At 68.0% G+C, this 18,334-nt stretch carries 15 protein-coding genes; 7 read left to right on the plus strand and 8 right to left on the minus strand.

Translation table 11 applies throughout. The features are described 5' to 3' along the window. Positions 1–90 precede the first annotated feature (90 nt). The 3 genes from HGG74_RS01265 to HGG74_RS01275 all read left to right on the plus strand — a co-directional run bounded on the left by HGG74_RS01265 (position 91) and on the right by HGG74_RS01275 (position 2,421). Positions 91–783: a DUF6318 family protein gene (locus tag HGG74_RS01265; RefSeq protein WP_205761124.1), complete on the plus strand. Its 693-nt coding sequence runs from the start codon at positions 91–93 to the stop codon at positions 781–783. Positions 784–1,261: 478 nt separating this feature from the next. Continuing rightward, positions 1,262–1,687 (plus strand): PKD domain-containing protein, encoded by a 426-nt coding sequence (locus tag HGG74_RS01270; protein ID WP_246262503.1) that lies wholly within the window; start codon positions 1,262–1,264, stop codon positions 1,685–1,687. A 149-nt stretch (positions 1,688–1,836) separates the two neighbouring features. After that, on the plus strand, positions 1,837–2,421 hold the full coding sequence (locus tag HGG74_RS01275) for a DUF6318 family protein (RefSeq protein WP_205761126.1): 585 nt from the start codon (positions 1,837–1,839) through the stop codon (positions 2,419–2,421). A 54-nt stretch (positions 2,422–2,475) separates the two neighbouring features. Here HGG74_RS01275 and HGG74_RS01280 read toward each other — a convergent pair whose 3' ends face one another. Beyond that, positions 2,476–3,828, minus strand: coding sequence for an MFS transporter (locus HGG74_RS01280; RefSeq protein WP_168484529.1), 1,353 nt, complete (start codon positions 3,826–3,828; stop codon positions 2,476–2,478). Between the two features lie 110 nt (positions 3,829–3,938). Between HGG74_RS01280 and purH the strand changes: the two genes are divergently transcribed. Beyond that, complete coding sequence (gene purH / locus HGG74_RS01285; RefSeq protein WP_168484530.1) at positions 3,939–5,648, plus strand: bifunctional phosphoribosylaminoimidazolecarboxamide formyltransferase/IMP cyclohydrolase; 1,710 nt, start codon at positions 3,939–3,941, stop codon at positions 5,646–5,648. A gap of 209 nt (positions 5,649–5,857) precedes the next feature. Next, complete coding sequence (locus HGG74_RS01290; protein ID WP_168484531.1) at positions 5,858–8,080, plus strand: NADP-dependent isocitrate dehydrogenase; 2,223 nt, start codon at positions 5,858–5,860, stop codon at positions 8,078–8,080. 176 nt (positions 8,081–8,256) lie between these two features. Here HGG74_RS01290 and HGG74_RS01295 read toward each other — a convergent pair whose 3' ends face one another. The 6 genes from HGG74_RS01295 to HGG74_RS01320 form a co-directional block, all read right to left on the minus strand. Next, a complete protein-coding gene (locus tag HGG74_RS01295) occupies positions 8,257–9,726 on the minus strand; it encodes a glutamate-cysteine ligase family protein (RefSeq protein WP_168484532.1) in 1,470 nt (489 codons plus the stop codon). 54 nt (positions 9,727–9,780) lie between these two features. Continuing rightward, positions 9,781–10,860: a Gfo/Idh/MocA family protein gene (locus HGG74_RS01300; RefSeq protein ID WP_168484533.1), complete on the minus strand. Its 1,080-nt coding sequence runs from the start codon at positions 10,858–10,860 to the stop codon at positions 9,781–9,783. A gap of 71 nt (positions 10,861–10,931) precedes the next feature. Then, positions 10,932–11,450: a gamma carbonic anhydrase family protein gene (locus HGG74_RS01305; RefSeq protein WP_168484534.1), complete on the minus strand. Its 519-nt coding sequence runs from the start codon at positions 11,448–11,450 to the stop codon at positions 10,932–10,934. 81 nt (positions 11,451–11,531) lie between these two features. Then, positions 11,532–12,092, minus strand: coding sequence for a class I SAM-dependent methyltransferase (locus HGG74_RS01310; protein ID WP_168484535.1), 561 nt, complete (start codon positions 12,090–12,092; stop codon positions 11,532–11,534). Between the two features lie 95 nt (positions 12,093–12,187). Further along, positions 12,188–13,069: a formyltetrahydrofolate deformylase gene (gene purU, locus HGG74_RS01315; protein ID WP_312856686.1), complete on the minus strand. Its 882-nt coding sequence runs from the start codon at positions 13,067–13,069 to the stop codon at positions 12,188–12,190. 51 nt (positions 13,070–13,120) lie between these two features. Then, positions 13,121–14,233: an NAD(P)-binding domain-containing protein gene (locus HGG74_RS01320; RefSeq protein ID WP_168484536.1), complete on the minus strand. Its 1,113-nt coding sequence runs from the start codon at positions 14,231–14,233 to the stop codon at positions 13,121–13,123. Positions 14,234–14,542: 309 nt separating this feature from the next. On the opposite strand from HGG74_RS01320, the gene glyA reads away from it, so the two are divergent. Together glyA and HGG74_RS01330 are read left to right on the plus strand one after the other, a co-directional pair. Continuing rightward, complete coding sequence (gene glyA / locus HGG74_RS01325) at positions 14,543–15,826, plus strand: serine hydroxymethyltransferase (protein WP_312856687.1); 1,284 nt, start codon at positions 14,543–14,545, stop codon at positions 15,824–15,826. A gap of 2 nt (positions 15,827–15,828) precedes the next feature. After that, positions 15,829–16,731, plus strand: a complete 903-nt coding sequence (locus HGG74_RS01330; protein WP_312856708.1) for a bifunctional methylenetetrahydrofolate dehydrogenase/methenyltetrahydrofolate cyclohydrolase — start codon at positions 15,829–15,831, stop codon at positions 16,729–16,731. A gap of 146 nt (positions 16,732–16,877) precedes the next feature. On the opposite strand, the gene HGG74_RS01335 is transcribed toward HGG74_RS01330, so the two are convergent. Continuing rightward, positions 16,878–18,278: an MFS transporter gene (locus HGG74_RS01335; RefSeq protein ID WP_376766107.1), complete on the minus strand. Its 1,401-nt coding sequence runs from the start codon at positions 18,276–18,278 to the stop codon at positions 16,878–16,880. Between the last annotated feature and the right edge of the window lie 56 nt (positions 18,279–18,334).

Here is an 18,334-nt window from a genome sequence, read left to right on the forward strand (position 1 = left end):
TGTCGTAACGCCTTAGGTACCGCTACTCGAATCTGTGGATAAACCTCGCACGGGCTCCAACCGTGTGCTTACACACACTGCTCACACGCAATGAGTCAGCAGCCCAACCAGTACATGGGGGTCCAGGTGAGCCGTGTGACCGTTCTCTTGACGCGCGCCCGAATGTCAGCAGCAGTGGCGGCGGCCTGCGCACTGGGGCTTGCGGCCTGCAGCGGCGACGCCGAGGGTACCGGCGCTGGTACTCCCGCTCCAAGTGTGGCTGTATCCTCGCCTGCTGCGGCCGAGACGACGGCGCCGAGCGCAACGGCGGCTTACAAACCGGCTTCTGCCGAGGGGCCGGCCGAGAATGTGCCGGTGCCGAAGATACCCGAAGCCGCGAAGGAGAAGTCGAAGAAAGGGCTGAAGGCATTCGTTAAATACTGGTACGAGACCTTGAGTTTTGCCTACGAGACCGGTGATTTTGGCCCGATGAAGGAAGTGAGCGGGCCCGGATGCGCAGGTTGTGGGAGGGTCGAAGAGACCATCTCGGAGCGGCATGCGGACGGTAAGTGGCTTGTCGGTGGGAAATTAGTTGTGGTTGGTTCAGTTATTGAACAATTTCACCCCGCCCCAGATGGAACTTACCAAGTTCTGACGCAGGTAGATCAGGAGCCTATATTCTTTTATCTTCCTGACGGAACTTTGAAGCAACAGACTAAACATGACATCGGCATCGTCGATGTCATAAACGCCGAATTTGCTGACGGCCGCTGGACGGCAAAAAACGTTGAAGGCATGGGCTAAGGTGGTCGGTGCATCCGGTCTACGGAGAGTAGGGCTAACGGGGATTTTCATTTCTCTGTTGACCGTTACCGTCATGCCGTTGGCGCATAGTGCCCCTGTCGTAGACACGAATTGGCGACAGGACGGGGCGGCCGTGGGCTCGTGGAATAGGGATCCTGCGTCCGGAATGTGGACGTCCATACCTGTTGGTACTGCCGATGACCCGTTCGGTTACCGCTTTGAACTTGTATGCACAGATCACGAGGGTTTTGTGGACATTCAGTGCAGGGTCAGGAACGACATATGTAGCGCGGAGGAGGACGGACAGCTCGTTTAGTGGTACAGGGGACTCCGCGCTCTCGGCAGTTCAGGTTGGACGGAACAAGTCGGCGGCCTGACCTGCATTTACTCCAGCGAGCCTGAGGACATTCTGGACCGAATCGCCGACCGCATACTGTCGGATTTCAAGTCCCTGCCTGTCCACGCAGGCACGGTCTCGTTGCAGCCGACCCCGCACACTTTGATCGGTGCCCACACCAACGTCTACGCAGATGCCTCGGAGCAGCGGTTCAACATCCAAATCCCTGGGCAGGACGTCGCGATAGAAGCCACTCCCATCGAATACACCTGGACCTACGGCGACGGATCCGGTCTTGGACCCACCACGGCGCCGGGCGGCCCGCTGCCCCGGGATCGTTGGGGTGAGCGGACCGCGACGAGCCACATCTATACGGAAACCGGCGACTTCCAAGTGACGCTGACTACCACCTTCAGCGGCACCTACAGCGTCAACGGCGGCCCAGCCGTCCCGATCCCGGGCAACGGAACATTCACCGCGGCGCCGGCCACGATCAGCGTCTGGCGTTCCACCGTGAACAACTACGCGGACAACTGCCTGGAAAACCCGGAAGGCAGCGCCTGCTAACGGGTTCCCGCAGGAGTTTTCCCTTCCATGATCTGCATCACGTGAAGCATTATTTTCACGCTTCGCTCCCTGGTGCTGGGTAGGGTTTTGACGGCGCTGTGTCCGGCCATCCGCCGGAAGCATCCGCTCACACCACCACCTCAGGGGAGATGATGAAGAAAACGATGCTGTTCGCGGCCTCGGCCGCCGTGCTCGCGCTGACCGCCTGCGGTGCCGGTACCGCCTCGGACCAGCCATCCGAGGCCAAGCCGGTGTCGGCAACCACCGAAGCTCCGGCACAAAATGTCCGCACACCGGAAACGAACGCGCGGATGGCGCAGGACAGCTCCGAGGGGTTGGCTGCTTTCACCTACTACTATTTCGACGCGAAGAACTACGCGCTGCAGACCGGGGACGCCAGCCTGATGCGCGGCGCCGCGGCGGACTGCTCGGCCTGCCTGGCCGATGCGGACGCCATTGAGGCTGTCTACGAGGCCGGCGGCTGGATCGTGGGCGGGCAACCGAAACCCCTGAACGTGATCGCGGCCGGGAAGCCGGACAAGCAGGGCAGGCTCAGCGCCGTCGTTCCGTTTATGCAAGATGCCAGCACCACTGTGGGCCAGGACGGGAAGATCATCGATTCCAAGGATTGGGATCCGGACGGCACCACCCTCACCGTCACGGCCAACTACACTGACGGCGCCTGGCAGATGCTCTCGGTGAAGGAAACCCCGGACGCGCAACTGCCCGGCTAGGCCCGCCGGCCTGGCCGCCCGCGCCTGCCGGACAGGCCGGCAGGCGCGGGGCCCCTAGTGCAGTTCAGCGCCCTTGGTCTCCGGGGCGAAGCGGGCCATCCACAGCACGGCCGCCAGCACGAGCACCGCCGCCAAGGCAAAGGACCAGGCCAGGCCGAGATTGGGCCACAGCACGGAGACAAAGATCAGCGGCCCGAAGCCGGCACCGATGCGGGAGAAGGTGGATGCCCAGCCGAAGCCGGAGCCGCGCAGCGCCGTCGGATACAGTTCCGAGACATAGGCGTAGAGCACGGGAATGGCCACCTGCACCATGAATCCGTAGGCCAGCAGCCAGAAAACGACGGCGGCCGGTGCCTCGATCACCAGGGCCACCAGGACCAGGATCAGCCCCGAGAGCGGGGCGGTGACCGCCAGGATCCACTTGCGTCCGGTTTTCTCCACGAAGGCGGCCGCCACGACGACGCCGAGGATGCCGACGGCGGCCATGCCCGCCGTCGTCAGGAAGGCGCGGGCGGATTCGAAGCCGGCCCCGATCAGGATCCGCGGCATCCAGGTCAGCGCCAGGTAGTAGACCAGCAGGATGCTGAAGAAAAGGGCCCAAGCTGCGGCGGTGATCTTCCAGTTGAACGTCCAGACCTGCCCGAGCTTTTCGAACACATTGCCCAGGGACAGCCGCGGGGCCTGTTCCGGGTCCGGCAGCCGCCACTTCCGTACGGTGCCGCCGGTACGCTCCACCAAGCTGTTGATCACCCGCTCGGCCTCTTCCGTCCTGCCCTTGCTGACCAGGTACAGCGGGGATTCGGGCACGGAGCGCCGGACCCAGAACACCAGCAGTGCCGGCAGCACCATGACCAGCATGGTCCAGCGCCAGTCCGCAATGGTGGCCATGATGCCGGCCGAGACGAAACCGCACAGGGCAGCCCCCACCGGCCACCAGCCGTCCATCGCGGTCAGGACCCGGCCGCGCTGCCGGCGCGGGGTGAACTCGCCCACCAGTGCGTAGTCCACGGGTACGCAGCCGCCGAGGCCGAAGCCGGCGATGAAGCGGAAGATGCAGAACCAGACGATGTCCGGGGCGAACGCGCCCAGGACCGTGAACACGGAGAAGACCAGCAGCGTGGCGGTGAAGGCCGCGCGGCGCCCGATCAGGTCCGCGATGGAGCCCCAGGCGAATGCACCCACGGCCATACCGACCAGGTTCGCGGTGCCGATCCATGCAGCCTGGGCGGGAGCAAGGTCCCAGTGGTCCGAGAGCAGCGGGATCAGGACGCCGTTGAGCGTGACGTCCCAAGCATCGAACATGAAGCCCAGGCCGCCGATCAGGAAGATTTTCCCCTGGACTTTCCAGCGCCAGGGCAGCTCCTGGACGATCTGGTCGCCCGTGGGCAGGTATTCGGTCTGGGTCATGGTGGCCTTCCCTGCTGGAGGATGGGGAACCAAAGGGACTAGCAAAACTCTACTGCTGCTGCCGGCGGCCGGCTCCGGAGGCGGCCCGGGACCAACGGTGTTCTAAACTAATGCCATCCCACCCCCTGATTCTTACGGAGATTTGCGTGAGCTTGCACCAGCTTGACCGTGTTCCCATCCGCCGGGCCCTGATCTCGGTGTACGACAAGACCGGGCTGGAGGAGCTGGCGCAGGGCCTGCACGCCGCCGGGGTCAGCATTGTGTCTACCGGGTCCACCGCCAAGAAGATCGCCGCCGCCGGCGTTCCGGTCACCGAGGTCTCCGAGGTCACCGGGTTTCCGGAGTGCCTGGACGGGCGGGTGAAGACCCTGCACCCGCGCGTGCACGCCGGCATCCTGGCCGACCGCCGGCTGGAGGACCACGTCCGGCAGCTCAAGGACCTCGACGTCGAACCCTTCGACCTGGTGGTGGTCAACCTCTACCCGTTCGTGCAGACCGTGAAGTCCGGCGCCAGCCAGGACGAGGTGGTGGAGCAGATCGACATCGGCGGCCCCTCCATGGTGCGCGCCGCCGCCAAGAACCACCCGTCGGTGGCGATCGTGGTGGACCCGGCCCGCTACGGCGACGTCGTGGAGGCCGCCAAGTCCGGCGGCTTCGACCTGAAGACCCGCCGCCGGCTGGCGTCCCTGGCCTTCGCCCACACCGCCGCCTACGACACTGCCGTGGCCAAGTGGACCGCCGAGCAGTTCGGCGACGACGCCGACACGCAGGCAGCGCCGAAGTTCCCGCCGTACGCGGGCCTGGCTCTGGAGCGCTCCGAGTCCCTGCGCTACGGCGAGAACCCGCACCAGCCGGCGGCGCTCTACACCGAGGTCGGCGCCGCACCGGGCATCGCCCAGGCCGACCAGCTGCACGGCAAGGCCATGAGCTACAACAACTACGTGGACGCCGACGCCGCCCTGCGTGCCGCGTTCGACTTTGCCGAGCCGGCGGTGGCTGTGATCAAGCACGCCAACCCGTGCGGCATCGCCGTCGCCAGCGCCGGCGCCGCCGACCCGATCGCCGAGGCGCACGCCAAGGCGCATGCCACCGACCCGGTCTCCGCCTTCGGCGGGGTGATCGCTGCCAACCGCCCGGTGACCGCCGGCATGGCCAACGCGGTCAAGGACATCTTCACCGAGGTGGTGGTGGCCCCGGGCTTCGAGCCCGAGGCCGTGGAGATCCTCTCCGCGAAGAAGAACATCCGCCTGCTGGCGCTGCCGGAGGGCTTCAGCCGGGATTCGGTCGAGTACAAGCAGGTCTCCGGCGGCATGCTGCTGCAGACCGCCGACGCGATCGACGCCGAGGGTGACGCTCCGGAGAACTGGACCCTGGCTGCCGGCGAGGCCGCCGACGAAGCCACGCTCGCGGACCTCGCGTTCGCCTGGCGGGCGGTGCGCGCGGCCAAGTCCAACGCCGTCCTGCTGGCCCGTGGCGGTGCCGCGGTGGGAATCGGGATGGGCCAGGTCAACCGCCTGGATTCCTGCAAGCTGGCCGTGGAGCGGGCCAACACCTTGGGCGTGGCGGTCGAGGCCGGTGCCGATTCGGCGGGCGGTGCCGCGAACGTCGAGGGCGCGTCCGCGCCGGAGCGGGCCCGCGGGGCCGTGGCCGCCTCGGATGCCTTCTTCCCGTTCGCCGACGGACTGCAGATCCTGATCGACGCCGGCGTCCGCGCGGTGGTCCAGCCCGGCGGGTCAGTCCGCGACGAGGAGGTCATCGAGGCCGCCAAGGCGGCCGGCATCACGATGTACTTCACCGGCGCGCGCCACTTCTTCCACTAACGTTCATCGGCTTCCCCGTCCGTTGCAGGCTCAGGACGGGGACCCCTGCCGCTTGGCTTGGTCAGGACGACGACGGCGGGGGCCCGGCTTTGTTAAGCCGGGCCCCCGCCGTCGTACCCGCCCGGCAGGTCTCCTCGGGTAAATTGGGAACGTTGAGATCAGATCAGATTTCCTGATACCCGTAGACCTTGCAGGGAGACGCCTCACAAATGGCCAAGATTATCTATACCCACACCGACGAAGCGCCGATGCTGGCCACCCATTCGTTCTTGCCGATTATCGAGGCCTACGCTTCGACCGCCGGTGTGGAAGTGGAGACCCGCGACATCTCGCTGGCTGGCCGGATCATTGCTGCCTTCGGCGATTTCCTCACCGAAGAGCAGCGGATCGGCGACGCGCTGGCCGAACTGGGCGAACTGGCCAAGACGCCGGAAGCCAACATCATCAAGCTGCCGAACATCAGCGCTTCCATCCCGCAGCTGAAGGCTGCCATCGCGGAACTGCAGGAACAGGGCTACGCTCTGCCTGACTACCCGGATGATCCGTCCTCGGACAAGGAAAAGGAGATCCGGGCCCGCTACGACAAGATCAAGGGCAGCGCGGTCAACCCGGTCCTGCGCGAAGGCAACTCCGACCGCCGCGCCCCCCTGTCGGTGAAGAACTACGCGCGCCAGAACCCGCACAGCATGGGTGCCTGGAGCCCGGATTCGAAGACCAACGTCGCGCACATGGAGGCCGACGACTTCCGCTCCAACGAGCAGTCCGTCGTCGTCCCCGCCGACGACACCTTCAAGATCCAGCTCGTCGCCGAGGATGGCACCACCACCGTCCTGAAGGAGTCCATCCCGGTCCTGGCCGGCGAAGTCGTCGACGGCACCGTGATGCGCGCTGCGGCCCTGGACGAGTTCCTGGCCGCCCAGGTGGCCCGGGCCAAGGAAGAAGGCGTACTCTTCTCCACCCACCTGAAGGCCACCATGATGAAGGTCTCCGACCCGATCATCTTCGGCCACGTGGTCAAGGCCTTCTTCCCGGAAGTCTTCGCCACCTACGGCGAGCAGCTCGCCGCCGCCGGCCTGAGCCCGAACAACGGCCTGGCCTCCATCCTCAGCGGGCTCGATGCCCTGCCTGCCGATGTGCGCGAAGGCGTCGAGGCCGGCATCAAGAAGGGCCTGGAGGAAGGCCCGGCGCTGGCGATGGTCGACTCGGACAAGGGCATCACCAACCTGCACGTGCCCAGCGACGTCATTGTCGATGCCTCGATGCCGGCCATGATCCGCAGCTCCGGGCACATGTGGGGCCCGGACGGCAAGGAAGCTGACACGCTGGCCGTGCTGCCGGACAGCTCCTACGCCGGCATCTACCAGGTGGTCATCAATGACTGCCGCGCCAACGGCGCCTACGACCCGGTGACTATGGGCACCGTACCGAACGTCGGCCTCATGGCCCAGGCCGCCGAGGAGTACGGCAGCCACGACAAGACCTTCGAGATCCAGCAGGCCGGCACGGTGCAGATCGTCGACGGCGCCGGCAACGTGGTGATCGAGCACCAGGTGGCCCCGGGCGACATCTGGCGCGCCTGCCAGACCAAGGACGTGCCGATCCGCGACTGGGTGAAGCTGGCCGTGACCCGGGCCCGAGCCTCCAAGACGCCTGCCGTCTTCTGGCTGGACAGGAACCGGGCACACGACGCCAACCTGATCAGCAAGGTGACCGAGTACCTCAAGGAGCACGACACCGAGGGCCTGCAGATCGAGATTATGGCTCCGGAAGAGGCCACCGCCTTCACGCTGGAGCGCATCCGCAGGGGCGAGGACACCATCTCGGTGACCGGCAACGTGCTGCGCGACTACCTGACCGACCTGTTCCCGATCCTCGAGCTCGGCACCAGTGCCAAGATGCTCTCGATCGTGCCCCTGCTCAACGGCGGCGGCCTGTTCGAGACCGGCGCCGGCGGTTCGGCCCCGAAGCACGTGCAGCAGCTGCTGAAGGAAAACCACCTGCGCTGGGATTCCCTCGGAGAGTTCCTGGCCCTGGCCGCCAGCTTCGAGCACCTGGCCGCCACCGCGGGCAACAAGCGCGCCCAGGTCCTGGCGGACACGCTGGACCGTGCCACCGGCACGTTCCTGCTGGAGAACAAGTCCCCGAGCCGCAAGGTGGGGGAGATCGACAACCGCGGCAGCCACTTCTACCTGTCCCTGTACTGGGCGCAGGAGCTGGCCAAGCAGACCGAGGACGCCGAGCTGGCCTCGGCCTTCTCCGGCCTGGCCGAGGCACTGGGCGCCAACGAGCAGGCCATCAACGAGGAACTGCTGGCCGTCCAGGGCTCGCCGGTGGACATCGGCGGCTACTACCGCCCGGACGAGTCCAAGGCCTCGGCCGTGATGCGTCCGTCGGCCAAGTTCAACGAGGTCCTCGCGACGCTGCGCAAGTAACGCGTCCGCCGGCCGGGTAGCCCGCTCTGCGGCAAGTGAAGGATCGGGGTTCCCCGCTGAGGAACGAAGCGAGGGGAGATCCTGAACGATCCGGACCTGCGTGAGGGAACGACGGCGGCCCCGCGCTTCCCCAGGGAAGCGCGGGGCCGCCGTCGTGTGCGGGCCGGCCGCGCAGCTCAGGGCAGCGGCCAGGTGTGTACCGGCTGGTTGGTGTGCATGTTTTCCCAGTAATGGCGGGTCATCTCGGTCAGCGCGGTACTGCGGTCCAGGCCGGAGGCCTCGAGCCTGCGGAGGGCGGCGATCTGCCAGGCAGCGCCGTTCTGCTCGGACTGGGTCCGGGCACGCACCACATCCAGGTACCTGCCGATCAGGTCGCCGTCCACGCCCAGCTGCTCCAGGCCGTTGGCTGCCATTGGCAGCAGGTGCCGCAGGATCAGCTCGGTGACCGGAATGTCGCCGATGCCCGGCCAGTAGACGGAGGCCTCCAGCCCTTTCCGGGCGCAGGTCAGGAAATTGTCCGCGGCGGTCTTGAACGCCATCCGGGACCAGAGCGGCCGGTCGGCGGTCCGCAGCACGCGCACCAGGCCGAAGAAGAAGGCGGCGTTGGCGATGGTGTCCAGCACCGTGGGGCCGGCCGGCAGCAGGCGGTTCTCCAGCCGCAGGTTCGGCAGGTCTCCGTCGGGGTCGTAGATCGGCCGGTTCCAGCGGTAGACGGTGCCGTTGTGCAGCCGCAGCTCGGGCAGCAGCGGGGCCCCGGCACGGGTGCGCCCGCCGGTGCTCCGGTTCAGTTCGGGCAGCAGGGCCGGGAAGTACCGCACGTTTTCCTCGAACAGATCGAAGATGGAGGTGATCCAGCGTTCCCCGAACCAGACACGCGGGCGCACGCCCTGGTTGCGCATTTCCGGTGGCCGCGAGTCAATGGCCTGCTTGAACAGGTCGATGCGTGTCTCGTGCCAGAGCAGGGTTTCCATGAATACCGGGGAATTCGCCGCGACGGCCACCTGCGGGCCGGCGATGACCTGGGCGGCGTTCCAGACCGGGGCGAACTCGTGCGGCTGCACCTGGATATGCAGCTGGACGCTGGTGCAGGCCGCCTCCGGGGCAATGTTCTTGGCGTAGAAGGAGATGGACTCGATGCCGCGCAGTTCCAGCAGCACGTCCTCGCCGCGCGCCTGCAGCACCGAAGTGTTCAGCGCCGCATAGCGCCGGCCTGCGCTGAGCCAGGACATGTCCTCCACCAGGCTGCGCTTGAGCGTGGGCAGGATCCCGATCATCAGGATGTCCGCGTTCGCCGCCGCCGCGCGCTCGTCGGCCCGGTTGAGCTGGGCGCGCAGGCTGTCCTCGAGCTGCTTGAGCCCCTGGCCCGCGATCGAGAGCGCCGGGTGGTTCAGCTCGATGTTGAAAGTGCCGATCTCGGTCTGGAAGGCCGGATCCGCGATGGCCTCCAGGACGGCGGCGTTGCGCAGTGCGGGGGAGAAGTCCGCGTTGGCCAGGTTCAGTTCCAGTTCCAGGCCGATGGTCCCGGTGGCGGCGAACTGCCCGGTGGCCAGGTAACTTTCAAAGGCTTCCAGGTTTTCCAGCAGCCGCTGCCGGTACTTCGTCCGCTGCTCGCGGCTGAAGGTTTTGGACTTGACTTCGGCGCCCATGCTTGAGCGTAACCACGGTGGCGCGACCTTGCATAGGCCCGGCAGGGCCTGCTCCTAGTCCACCGCAGGGATGCGGTCGTTGACGTAGCTGACGCCGAGCTGGGCGCGCACGCCGTCGAAGAGCCGCATGGTCTTGAGCGTGTGCTCCCACGGCATGGTCGGGCTGGCGGCCAGGCCGGCCTGGATGCACCGGGTCGCCTCGCGCAGCTGGTAGGTGAAGCCGTTGCCGATCTGCTCGAAGCGCTCGGTCCGGACGGGCCCGTGGTACTGCTCGATGACCAGTTCCGTGGGGTTGTGCAGCGGCGAATTGGTGCGCAGCCAGCCGTGCGAGCCGGCCACCGTGGCGGTGCGCGGGGACCAGGCCAGCAGCGAGGAGGTCAGCTGCGCCTGGGCGCCGGAGCTGTAAGTGAGGGTCAGGGCATTCTGGTCGTCGATGCCGTCCTCGTTCACGTGCCCGACGGCGGTGACCGTCTGCGGGTAGCCCAGCGACCCCAGGGCCCAGGTCAATGGATACACGGCCAGCTCCAGCAGGGCGCCGCCGCCGGCCGCCGGATTCCACAGCCGGGAGGACACATCGTAGGGCGCGGGGAAGCCCAGGTCCGCCTGGACCCAGTGGATGGCGCCCAGCTCACCGGAATCGATGATCTGCCAGGCCCGGTTCAGCGCCGGCAGGAAGCGGCTCCAGATGGCTTCCATCAGGAACAGGTCGCGGGCGCGGGCGAGCTCGATCAATTCCGCGGCCTCGCGCGCATTGATGGCCAGGGCCTTTTCACACAAGACATGCTTGCCGGCCTCGAGCGCCCGCCTGGCGATCGCGTAGTGCTGCCCGTGCGGGGTCGCCACGTAGACCACGTCCACGGCCGGGTCGGTGAAGAGCCTTTCGTAACCGCGCGTGGCGCCGTCGTCCCAATAACAGGTAGCGAAGCCGAAGCGCTCGCGGAAGTCGAGCGCGTTGGCCCGGCTGCGGGAACTGACCGCCTGCAGCACGGCGTCCTCGAGCCGGGCAATGTCCTCGGTGACGCGGCCGGCCATCCTGCCGGTGGAGACCACGCCCCAGCGCAGCGGCCGGCCGGTGGCCTCGATGGGGCTGGGCGCTCCCGGTTCGGCGCAGGGCGGGGGCACGATGTGCGTCATGGCTCCATCATTGCCGCCGGTGCCGCGCTCGTCCATCACCGTCCGGGGCGGCCCGGGCCGTCCCGGGGGAGTCAGGCGTTGGCCTCCCGGTGCACCTTGGCCAGCTCGACGTAGTGGGAAGCGTTGCGCAGCACCGACTGGTATTCCTCCTCGCTCAGCTCCCGGCGGACCTTGGCGGGCACTCCGGCGACCAGCGAGCGCGGCGGGACCTGGGTGCCTTCGAGCACGACGGCGCCGGCGGCAACCAGCGAACCCTCGCCGATGATCGCGCCGTTCATGATGGTCGCGCTCATGCCGACCAGGCAGTTGTCCCCCACGGTGCAGCCGTGGACCACCGCCGAATGTCCGACGCTGACGCCCGCCCCGATGGTGCAGGGGAAGCCGGCGTCGGCGTGCAGGACGACGTTGTCCTGGAGGTTGCTGCCGGCACCGACCCGGATGGGGGCGGAGTCGCCGCGGACGGAGACGCCGTAGAAGGCGCTCGCCTCGGCCGCGAGGGCAACATCCCCGCTGAGTGTGGCGGTGGGAGCGACAAAGGCGGACGGATCGACGGCCGGGGTCTTCCCGGCGATGGTGATGATGTAAGCCATGGCTCCAAGCGTAACGGCTGGGCCCCGCCGAGCCTGCGGGGGTGGGGGGAGCCGCTGTGCGTTAGGGCCGGGGCCGGCGCCTCAGGGTTTGGCGACGACCAGGAACTGATAGTGCCCGCTGCCGTCGGCCAGTTCCCAGGTGGTGAACGAACGGATGTTCCCATGGGGCTCGAACAGGTTCCTGACCATCTCGTCGCTGCGCAGGCTCAGGAAGCGGCTGGTTTCCGAGGCGTGGCCTTCGGTGTCCTGCCCGGAGTGCAGCCCCACGGCGAGCGGGGCGCCGGGCTTGAGCACGCGCATGATTTCGGTCAGTACGCCGTACAGGTCCGTGTTGGCCACCTGCTCCAGCGCGTCCATGGCCCAGGCGGCGTCGAACGTCTCTTCCGCGAACGGCAGCTCGTCCGGGGTGCCGACCACTGCCTCCAGCCGGCGGGCACGGGCCCGGTGGACGTTGTCCGCGGAACCGTCCACGCCCACGTAGTTGATGCCGGCGGCCACGAAGGCCAGGCCGTCCTCGCCGATGCCGCAGCCGATTTCGAGCACCTGGTGCCGGTGCCCGGCGACCAGTTCGTCGATGAACGCGTCGCGTTCGGCGGTGCGCCGTGGATCGGCCGGGGCGTGCTCCTGCTCCTGATAGACCATGCCCAGACTCTACCGGCGGCCCGGCGGCGGCTCCATGCCGCGGCGCCGCGCCGGCGGCCGGCGGGCGGAATCGGCCGCAGGCCAGCCGCGCGGGATCAGTTGAAGATGACGGTGCGGGTGCCGTCCAGCAGCACTCGGTGCTCGGCATGCCACTGCACCGCTTGGGACAGTGTCCGTGCCTCCACGTCGCGGCCCATGGCCACGAACTGTTCGGCCGACCGGGCGTGGCTGACCCGGATCACTTCCTGCTCGATGATCGGGCCCTCGTCCAGGTCCGGGGTGACGTAATGCGCGGTGGCGCCGATCAGCTTCACTCCGCGGGCATGGGCCTGGTGGTAGGGCCGGGCCCCCTTGAAGGAAGGCAGGAAGGAATGATGGATATTGATCGCCCGTCCCTGCAGGTCGGTGCACAGCTGGTTGCTCAGGACCTGCATGTAGCGGGCCAGCACCACCAGTTCGACGTCGTGCTCGGCGACCAGGGCGCGCAGCCGGTCCTCGGCCTGCGCCTTGGTGTCCGGGGTGACAGGGATGTGGTGGTACTCGATCCCGTAGAACTCGGCAAGGCCGGCCAGGTCCGTGTGGTTGGAGACGATGGCGGGAACCTCGATCGGCAGCGTGCCGGAGCGCTGCAGGAAGAGCAGGTGGTTCAGGCAATGCCCGGACTTGGAGGCCATCAGCAGGGTGCGCATCTTCTGGCCCTCGCGGTGCAGGCCCCAGTCCATCCCGAAGGACTCGGCCACCGGCTGCAGCTTCGCGTGCAGCTGCTGGTAGTCCGTCTCGGTACTCACGGCCACACGCATGAAGAAGCGCCCCGACTCCGGGCTGCCGTACTGCTGCGAATCCACGATGTTGCAGCCGGCCTCGGCCAGCACTCCGGCGACGGCGGCGACGATGCCGGGACGGTCCGCGCAGGACAGGGTCAGATTGTAGGCAATCTTGGTGCTGGGTTTGGCCGCGGCCACAGGTGCTTCTGTCACGGTTCCCAGCGTAGCGGCAGGGGCCCCGTCCGAGCGAAGCGAGGGGGCGGATCAGACCCCTGCCGGGACGGCCGGCGGCCCGGCGGGGGCCGCCTCGGCGCCGTCGTGCCCGGCCAGGAACCGCACGGCGGCCAGCGCCGCGGCCCGGCCGGCCCGGGTGGCCCCGATGGTGGAGGCCGAGGCTCCGTAGCCGACCAGGAAGAGTCCGGGACGTTTGGGCACGCCGACGCCGTCTGCGGCCATCCGGATACCGCCGCCGGGTTCGCGCAGGCGCAGCGGGGCCAGGTGGTCCAGCGCGGCGCGGAAGCCGGTGGCCCAGAGGATCACATCCACCGGTTCGGCCGAACCGTCGGCGAAGACCACGCCGCCGGCGGTAAGGCGCCCGAGCCGGCCGCGGGAGACCAGCACGCCGGATTCGATCCCGGCCCGGTATGCCGCAGTCAGCGGCAGCCCGGTCGAGGTGACCACGCTCAGCGGCGGCAGCCCGGCCCGGGTGCGTTCGTTGACCCTGCGTTCGACGTCGGTGCCCCAGGCGGCGTCGAACGGGACATCGGTGAACTGCGGCGGCCGGCGGGTGGACCAGAGCGTGCGGGCGCCGGCGGCGTCCAGTTGGAGCAGGAACTGCAGTCCCGAGGTGCCGCCGCCGACCACCAGCACCCGCCGGCCGCTGAACTCGGTGGCGGAGCGGAAGTCGTGGGTGTGCAGCTGGCGGCCGCGGAATGTCTCCAGGCCCGGGTACCAGGGCCAGTACGGACGGTCCCAGGTGCCGGTGCCGTTGACCACGGACCGGGCCAGCCATTCGCTGCCGGCACCGCCCACCCGCAGCAGGCCTCCGCCGGCCGCTTCGACGGCCCGGACGCGCACCGGCCGGTGGACCGGCAGTCCGAAGCGCCGCTCGTAGGCGCCGTAGTAGCGTCCGACGACGGCGGAGGCCGGCTCCTTCGGGTCCGGCCTCCCCAGCGGCAGGCCGGGCAGGTCGTGCAGCGCGTGCGCGGCGTCGAACGTCAGCGACGGCCAGCGGTGGCGCCAGGCCCCGCCGGGGCCGGCGTTGGCATCCAGCACGATATAGTCCCGTTCAGGGACCAGTCCGCGGCGCTGCAGGTGGTATGCGGCGCTCAGGCCCGCCTGCCCCGCGCCGATGACGACCGCGGCCAAGGTCTGCATGGGTCCTCCGCTTTTAGTTGAACTGTCAACATCTCAACGGGCCGCGGCCGGCGGATATTCCGGACTGGCCGGGCAGGCCCGGTAGGATGGTGCGTGCCGCGACTGGCGTTAGGTGGGGCACCATCAGGAAGCGGCAGCAGAACGCAGCGGGGAAGCCGGCTGCGGGCCGCACAGTGCAGACCACGGATCGCACGCCTGGGCCGAGGGTCACGTTTTAACCGGTTGCTGCAATCTGCCGACGCATATGCGTGGGTGCGCCCGCAGCCGGTAGCCTGACCTGTAGCAGAACGCACCCACCCAGGAGAATCCGTGACGTCTTCCACCACCTCTGTGACCAATCTGCCGCTATCCGAAGTTGATCCCGAAATCGCGGCAGTGCTGGAGGCCGAACTCGGCCGCCAGCGGGACACCCTTGAAATGATCGCCTCCGAGAATTTCGCGCCGCGCTCGGTGCTGGAGGTCCAGGGGTCGGTCCTGACCAACAAGTACGCCGAGGGCTACCCGGGACGGCGCTACTACGGCGGCTGCGAGCACGTGGACGTGGCCGAGAACCTGGCCATCGACCGGGTCAAGGCCCTCTTCGGCGCCGAGTTCGCCAACGTCCAGCCGCACGCCGGCGCCCAGGCCAACGCCGCGGCCCTGTCCGCGCTGATCGAGCCCGGGGACAAGATGATGGGCCTGTCGCTGGCCCACGGCGGGCACCTGACCCACGGCATGAAGCTGAACTTCTCCGGCAAGCTCTACGAGGTGGCCGCCTACGAGGTGGATCCGAAGTCGTTCCGCGTGGACATGGACAAGGTGCGCGAACAGGCCCTGGCCGAGCGCCCAAACGTGATCGTGGCCGGATGGTCCGCCTACCCGCGCCAGCTGGACTTCGAGGCCTTCCGCTCCATTGCCGATGAGGTCGGTGCGTACTTCTGGACCGACATGGCGCACTTCGCCGGCCTGGTGGCCGCCGGCCTGCACCCGAACCCGGTGCCGCATGCCGACGTCGTGACCTCCACCGTGCACAAGACGCTGGCCGGCCCGCGCTCCGGGGTGATCCTGGCCAAGGAACAGTTCGGCAAGAAGATCAACTCCAATGTCTTCCCCGGCCAGCAGGGCGGGCCGCTGATGCACGTCGTCGCTGCCAAGGCCGTGGCCTTCAAGATTGCCGCCTCCGAGGAATTCCGCCAGCGCCAGGAGCGTGTCCTGGAAGGGGCCCGCATCCTCGCCGACCGGCTGAACGCCCCGGACGTGGCCGGTGCCGGAGTGTCCGTGCTCACCGGCGGCACCGACGTGCACCTGGTCCTGGTGGACCTGCGCAACTCGGAGCTGGACGGCAAGCAGGCCGAGGACCTGCTCCATTCGGTGGGCATCACGGTCAACCGCAACGCCGTGCCGTTCGACCCGCGCCCGCCGATGGTCACCTCCGGCCTGCGCATCGGCACCCCGGCGCTGGCCACCCGCGGCTTCGGCGCGGCCGAGTTCGAAGAGGTCTCGGACGTTATTGCCACCGCGCTCAAGGGCGGGGCGGACACCGAGATGCTGCGCAAGCGCGTGGCCAAGCTGGCCCAGGACTTCCCGCTGTACCCGGGACACGAGGAATGGTGAGCGTGAACATTTACAGCAACCCACAGCCGGCCCGCATCCTCGACGGCAAGGCCACCGCGGCGGCGATCAAGTCCGAGCTCGCCGAGCGCGTGGCCGCGTTGAAGGCTAAGGGCATCACCCCGGGCCTGGGCACCGTGCTGGTGGGCGAGGATCCGGGCAGCCAGTGGTACGTGGCCGGCAAGCACCGGGACTGCGCCGAGGTGGGCATCGAGTCCATCCGCCGCGACCTGCCGGAAAGCATCACCCAGGAAGAGCTCGAAGCGGTCCTGGACGAGCTGAACGCCGATCCGGCCTGCACCGGCTACATTGTGCAGCTGCCGCTGCCCAAGCACATCGACACCAACCGGATCCTGGAAAGGATCGATCCGGCCAAGGACGCCGACGGGCTGCACCCGATGAACCTGGGCAAGCTGGTGCTGAACGTGAGCGAGCCGCTGGATTCGCCGCTGCCGTGCACCCCGCACGGCTGCGTGGAGCTGCTGCTGCGCCACGACATCGAGCTGAAGGGCAGGAAGGTGCTGGTGGTCGGCCGCGGCGTGACTGTGGGCAGGCCGCTGGGTTTGTTGCTGACCCGGCGCAACATCAACGCCACGGTCACGTTGGCGCACACCGGCACCGAGGACCTGTCCGCGGAACTGAACCAGGCCGACGTCGTTATCGCCGCGGCCGGCATGCCGCACATGATCAAGGCCGCGGATCTCAAGCCCGGCGTGGTGGTGCTGGATGTGGGTGTCAGCCGGGTCGAGGACGAGGAGACCGGCAAGTCCCGGGTCACCGGTGACGTGGACCCGGAGGCCCGCAGCGTGGCCGGCTGGCTGTCCCCGAACCCAGGCGGTGTGGGTCCGATGACCCGCGCGATGCTGCTGGCGAACGTGGTGGAGGCTGCCGAGCGCCAGGCGCACTGATTTTTACCCCGAAATTTTTACCCCGAAATGGGATTCTGCTCCCGGTCCGGACCGGGAGCAGAATCCCATTTCGGGGTTAATCCGGGAAAAGGGAAGGGGGGAGGTTCCGGGATTGCCGGAACCTCCCCCCTTCGGGGTCGGGCAGGTCAGGCGTTGGCCTGGACGGACTCCTTCGTGGAGACGGCCCGGCGCTTGTCGAAGATGGTGGCTCCGACTTCCTGCTCGGCCTGATTGTTGATCGACAGGTCGATCCCCCGGCGGTCGCGCAGGATCAGCACGGCGGCCATCGAGACGATGGTGAGGCCGAACAGGTACAGCGACACCGAGTTGCTGCTGCCGGTGGCGTTGACCAGCGCCTGGGCGATGGTCGGGGCGAATGCGCCGCCCAGGATCGCGCCGAGGGCGTAGGAGATCGACACCCCGGAGAAGCGGACCGAGGCCGGGAAGATCTCGCTGTACCAGGCAGCCTGCGGGCCGTAGCTCAGGCCCAGGCCGATGGTGAACAGCGCCAGTGCCACGTAGAGCATGCCCAGCGAACCGGTATTGATCAGCCAGAACAGCGGGAACACCGTCAGCAGCTGCGCGGTGAAGCCGATCAGGTAGGTGCGCTTGCGGCCGATCTTGTCGGCCAGGAACCCTGCCAGTGCGGTCCAGAAGAACCAGCACGCGGAGGCGAAGGTGATGGCCAGCAGGACATCGGTGCGCTCCATGCCGACGGCGTCGCTGGTGGCGTAGCTGGGGATGAAGCCGCCGGTGGCCATGTAGCCCGCAGCGTTGTTGCCGGCGAAGACCAGGGCGGCCAGGATCACCAGCAGCCAGTGCTTGCGGAACAGTTCGGCGACCGGGACCTTGGTCTGCTGCTTCTTTTCGGCAATTTCCTGGAAGACCGGGGACTCGTCCACGGCGCGGCGGACAACGTAGCCGACAATGATCAGCACGAAGCTGAGCAGGAACGGCACGCGCCAGCCCCACTCGACGAACGCGTCACCGGGGGAGATGACGCCGGTCATCAGCGTGGTTACGCCCGAAGCCAGCAGCATGCCCAGGGGCACGCCGAGCTGCGGGAAGGAACCGGCCCGGCCGCGGCGGTCGGCAGGCGCATGCTCGACGGCCATCAGCACGGCGCCGCCCCACTCGCCGCCGGCCGAGATGCCCTGCAGGATGCGCAGCAGCAGCAGCATGACCGGGGCCAGCACGCCGGCGGTCTCGTAGGTGGGCAGCACGCCGATCAAGGTGGTGGCCGCGCCCATCAGGATCAGGGTGAGGACCAGCATCCAGCGCCGGCCGATCCTGTCGCCGTAGTGGCCGGCCAGGAACGCGCCGAGCGGCCGGAACAGGAAGCTGATGCCGACGGACGCAAAGGCCAGCAGCAGGCCGATCTGCGAGCCGGCCGGCTCGAAGAAGAGGTTGGCGAAAACCAGCCCGGCGGCGGTCGCGTAGATGAAGAAGTCGTACCACTCGACGGTGGTGCCGATGATGGTTGCAAAGGCCACGCGCCGCTGGTTGGCGGCGGAGGAGTGGCTCTGGGAGCGTGTGCTCATAGTCATGGTTCCTTGCTTGAAGTCCCCGGCTTCCCATTGGGGCCGGTACCGCATTCCGAAAG

Origin of the sequence: Arthrobacter mobilis, assembly GCF_012395835.1 — a bacterium.
GTDB lineage: Bacteria > Actinomycetota > Actinomycetes > Actinomycetales > Micrococcaceae > Crystallibacter > Crystallibacter mobilis.

Excerpts from the sequence above, each read along its gene's own strand:
- HGG74_RS01265 (WP_205761124.1), top strand. The coding sequence starts at position 91 with ATGAGTCAGCAGCCCAACCAGTACATGGGGGTCCAGGTGAGCCGTGTG.
- HGG74_RS01275 (WP_205761126.1), top strand. The coding sequence starts at position 1,837 with ATGATGAAGAAAACGATGCTGTTCGCGGCCTCGGCCGCCGTGCTCGCG.
- HGG74_RS01280 (WP_168484529.1), bottom strand. The coding sequence starts at position 3,828 with ATGACCCAGACCGAATACCTGCCCACGGGCGACCAGATCGTCCAGGAG.
- purH (WP_168484530.1), top strand. The coding sequence starts at position 3,939 with ATGCCATCCCACCCCCTGATTCTTACGGAGATTTGCGTGAGCTTGCAC.
- HGG74_RS01290 (WP_168484531.1), top strand. The coding sequence starts at position 5,858 with ATGGCCAAGATTATCTATACCCACACCGACGAAGCGCCGATGCTGGCC.
- HGG74_RS01295 (WP_168484532.1), bottom strand. The coding sequence starts at position 9,726 with ATGGGCGCCGAAGTCAAGTCCAAAACCTTCAGCCGCGAGCAGCGGACG.
- HGG74_RS01300 (WP_168484533.1), bottom strand. The coding sequence starts at position 10,860 with ATGACGCACATCGTGCCCCCGCCCTGCGCCGAACCGGGAGCGCCCAGC.
- HGG74_RS01305 (WP_168484534.1), bottom strand. The coding sequence starts at position 11,450 with ATGGCTTACATCATCACCATCGCCGGGAAGACCCCGGCCGTCGATCCG.
- HGG74_RS01310 (WP_168484535.1), bottom strand. The coding sequence starts at position 12,092 with ATGGTCTATCAGGAGCAGGAGCACGCCCCGGCCGATCCACGGCGCACC.
- HGG74_RS01320 (WP_168484536.1), bottom strand. The coding sequence starts at position 14,233 with ATGCAGACCTTGGCCGCGGTCGTCATCGGCGCGGGGCAGGCGGGCCTG.
- HGG74_RS01335 (WP_376766107.1), bottom strand. The coding sequence starts at position 18,278 with ATGACTATGAGCACACGCTCCCAGAGCCACTCCTCCGCCGCCAACCAG.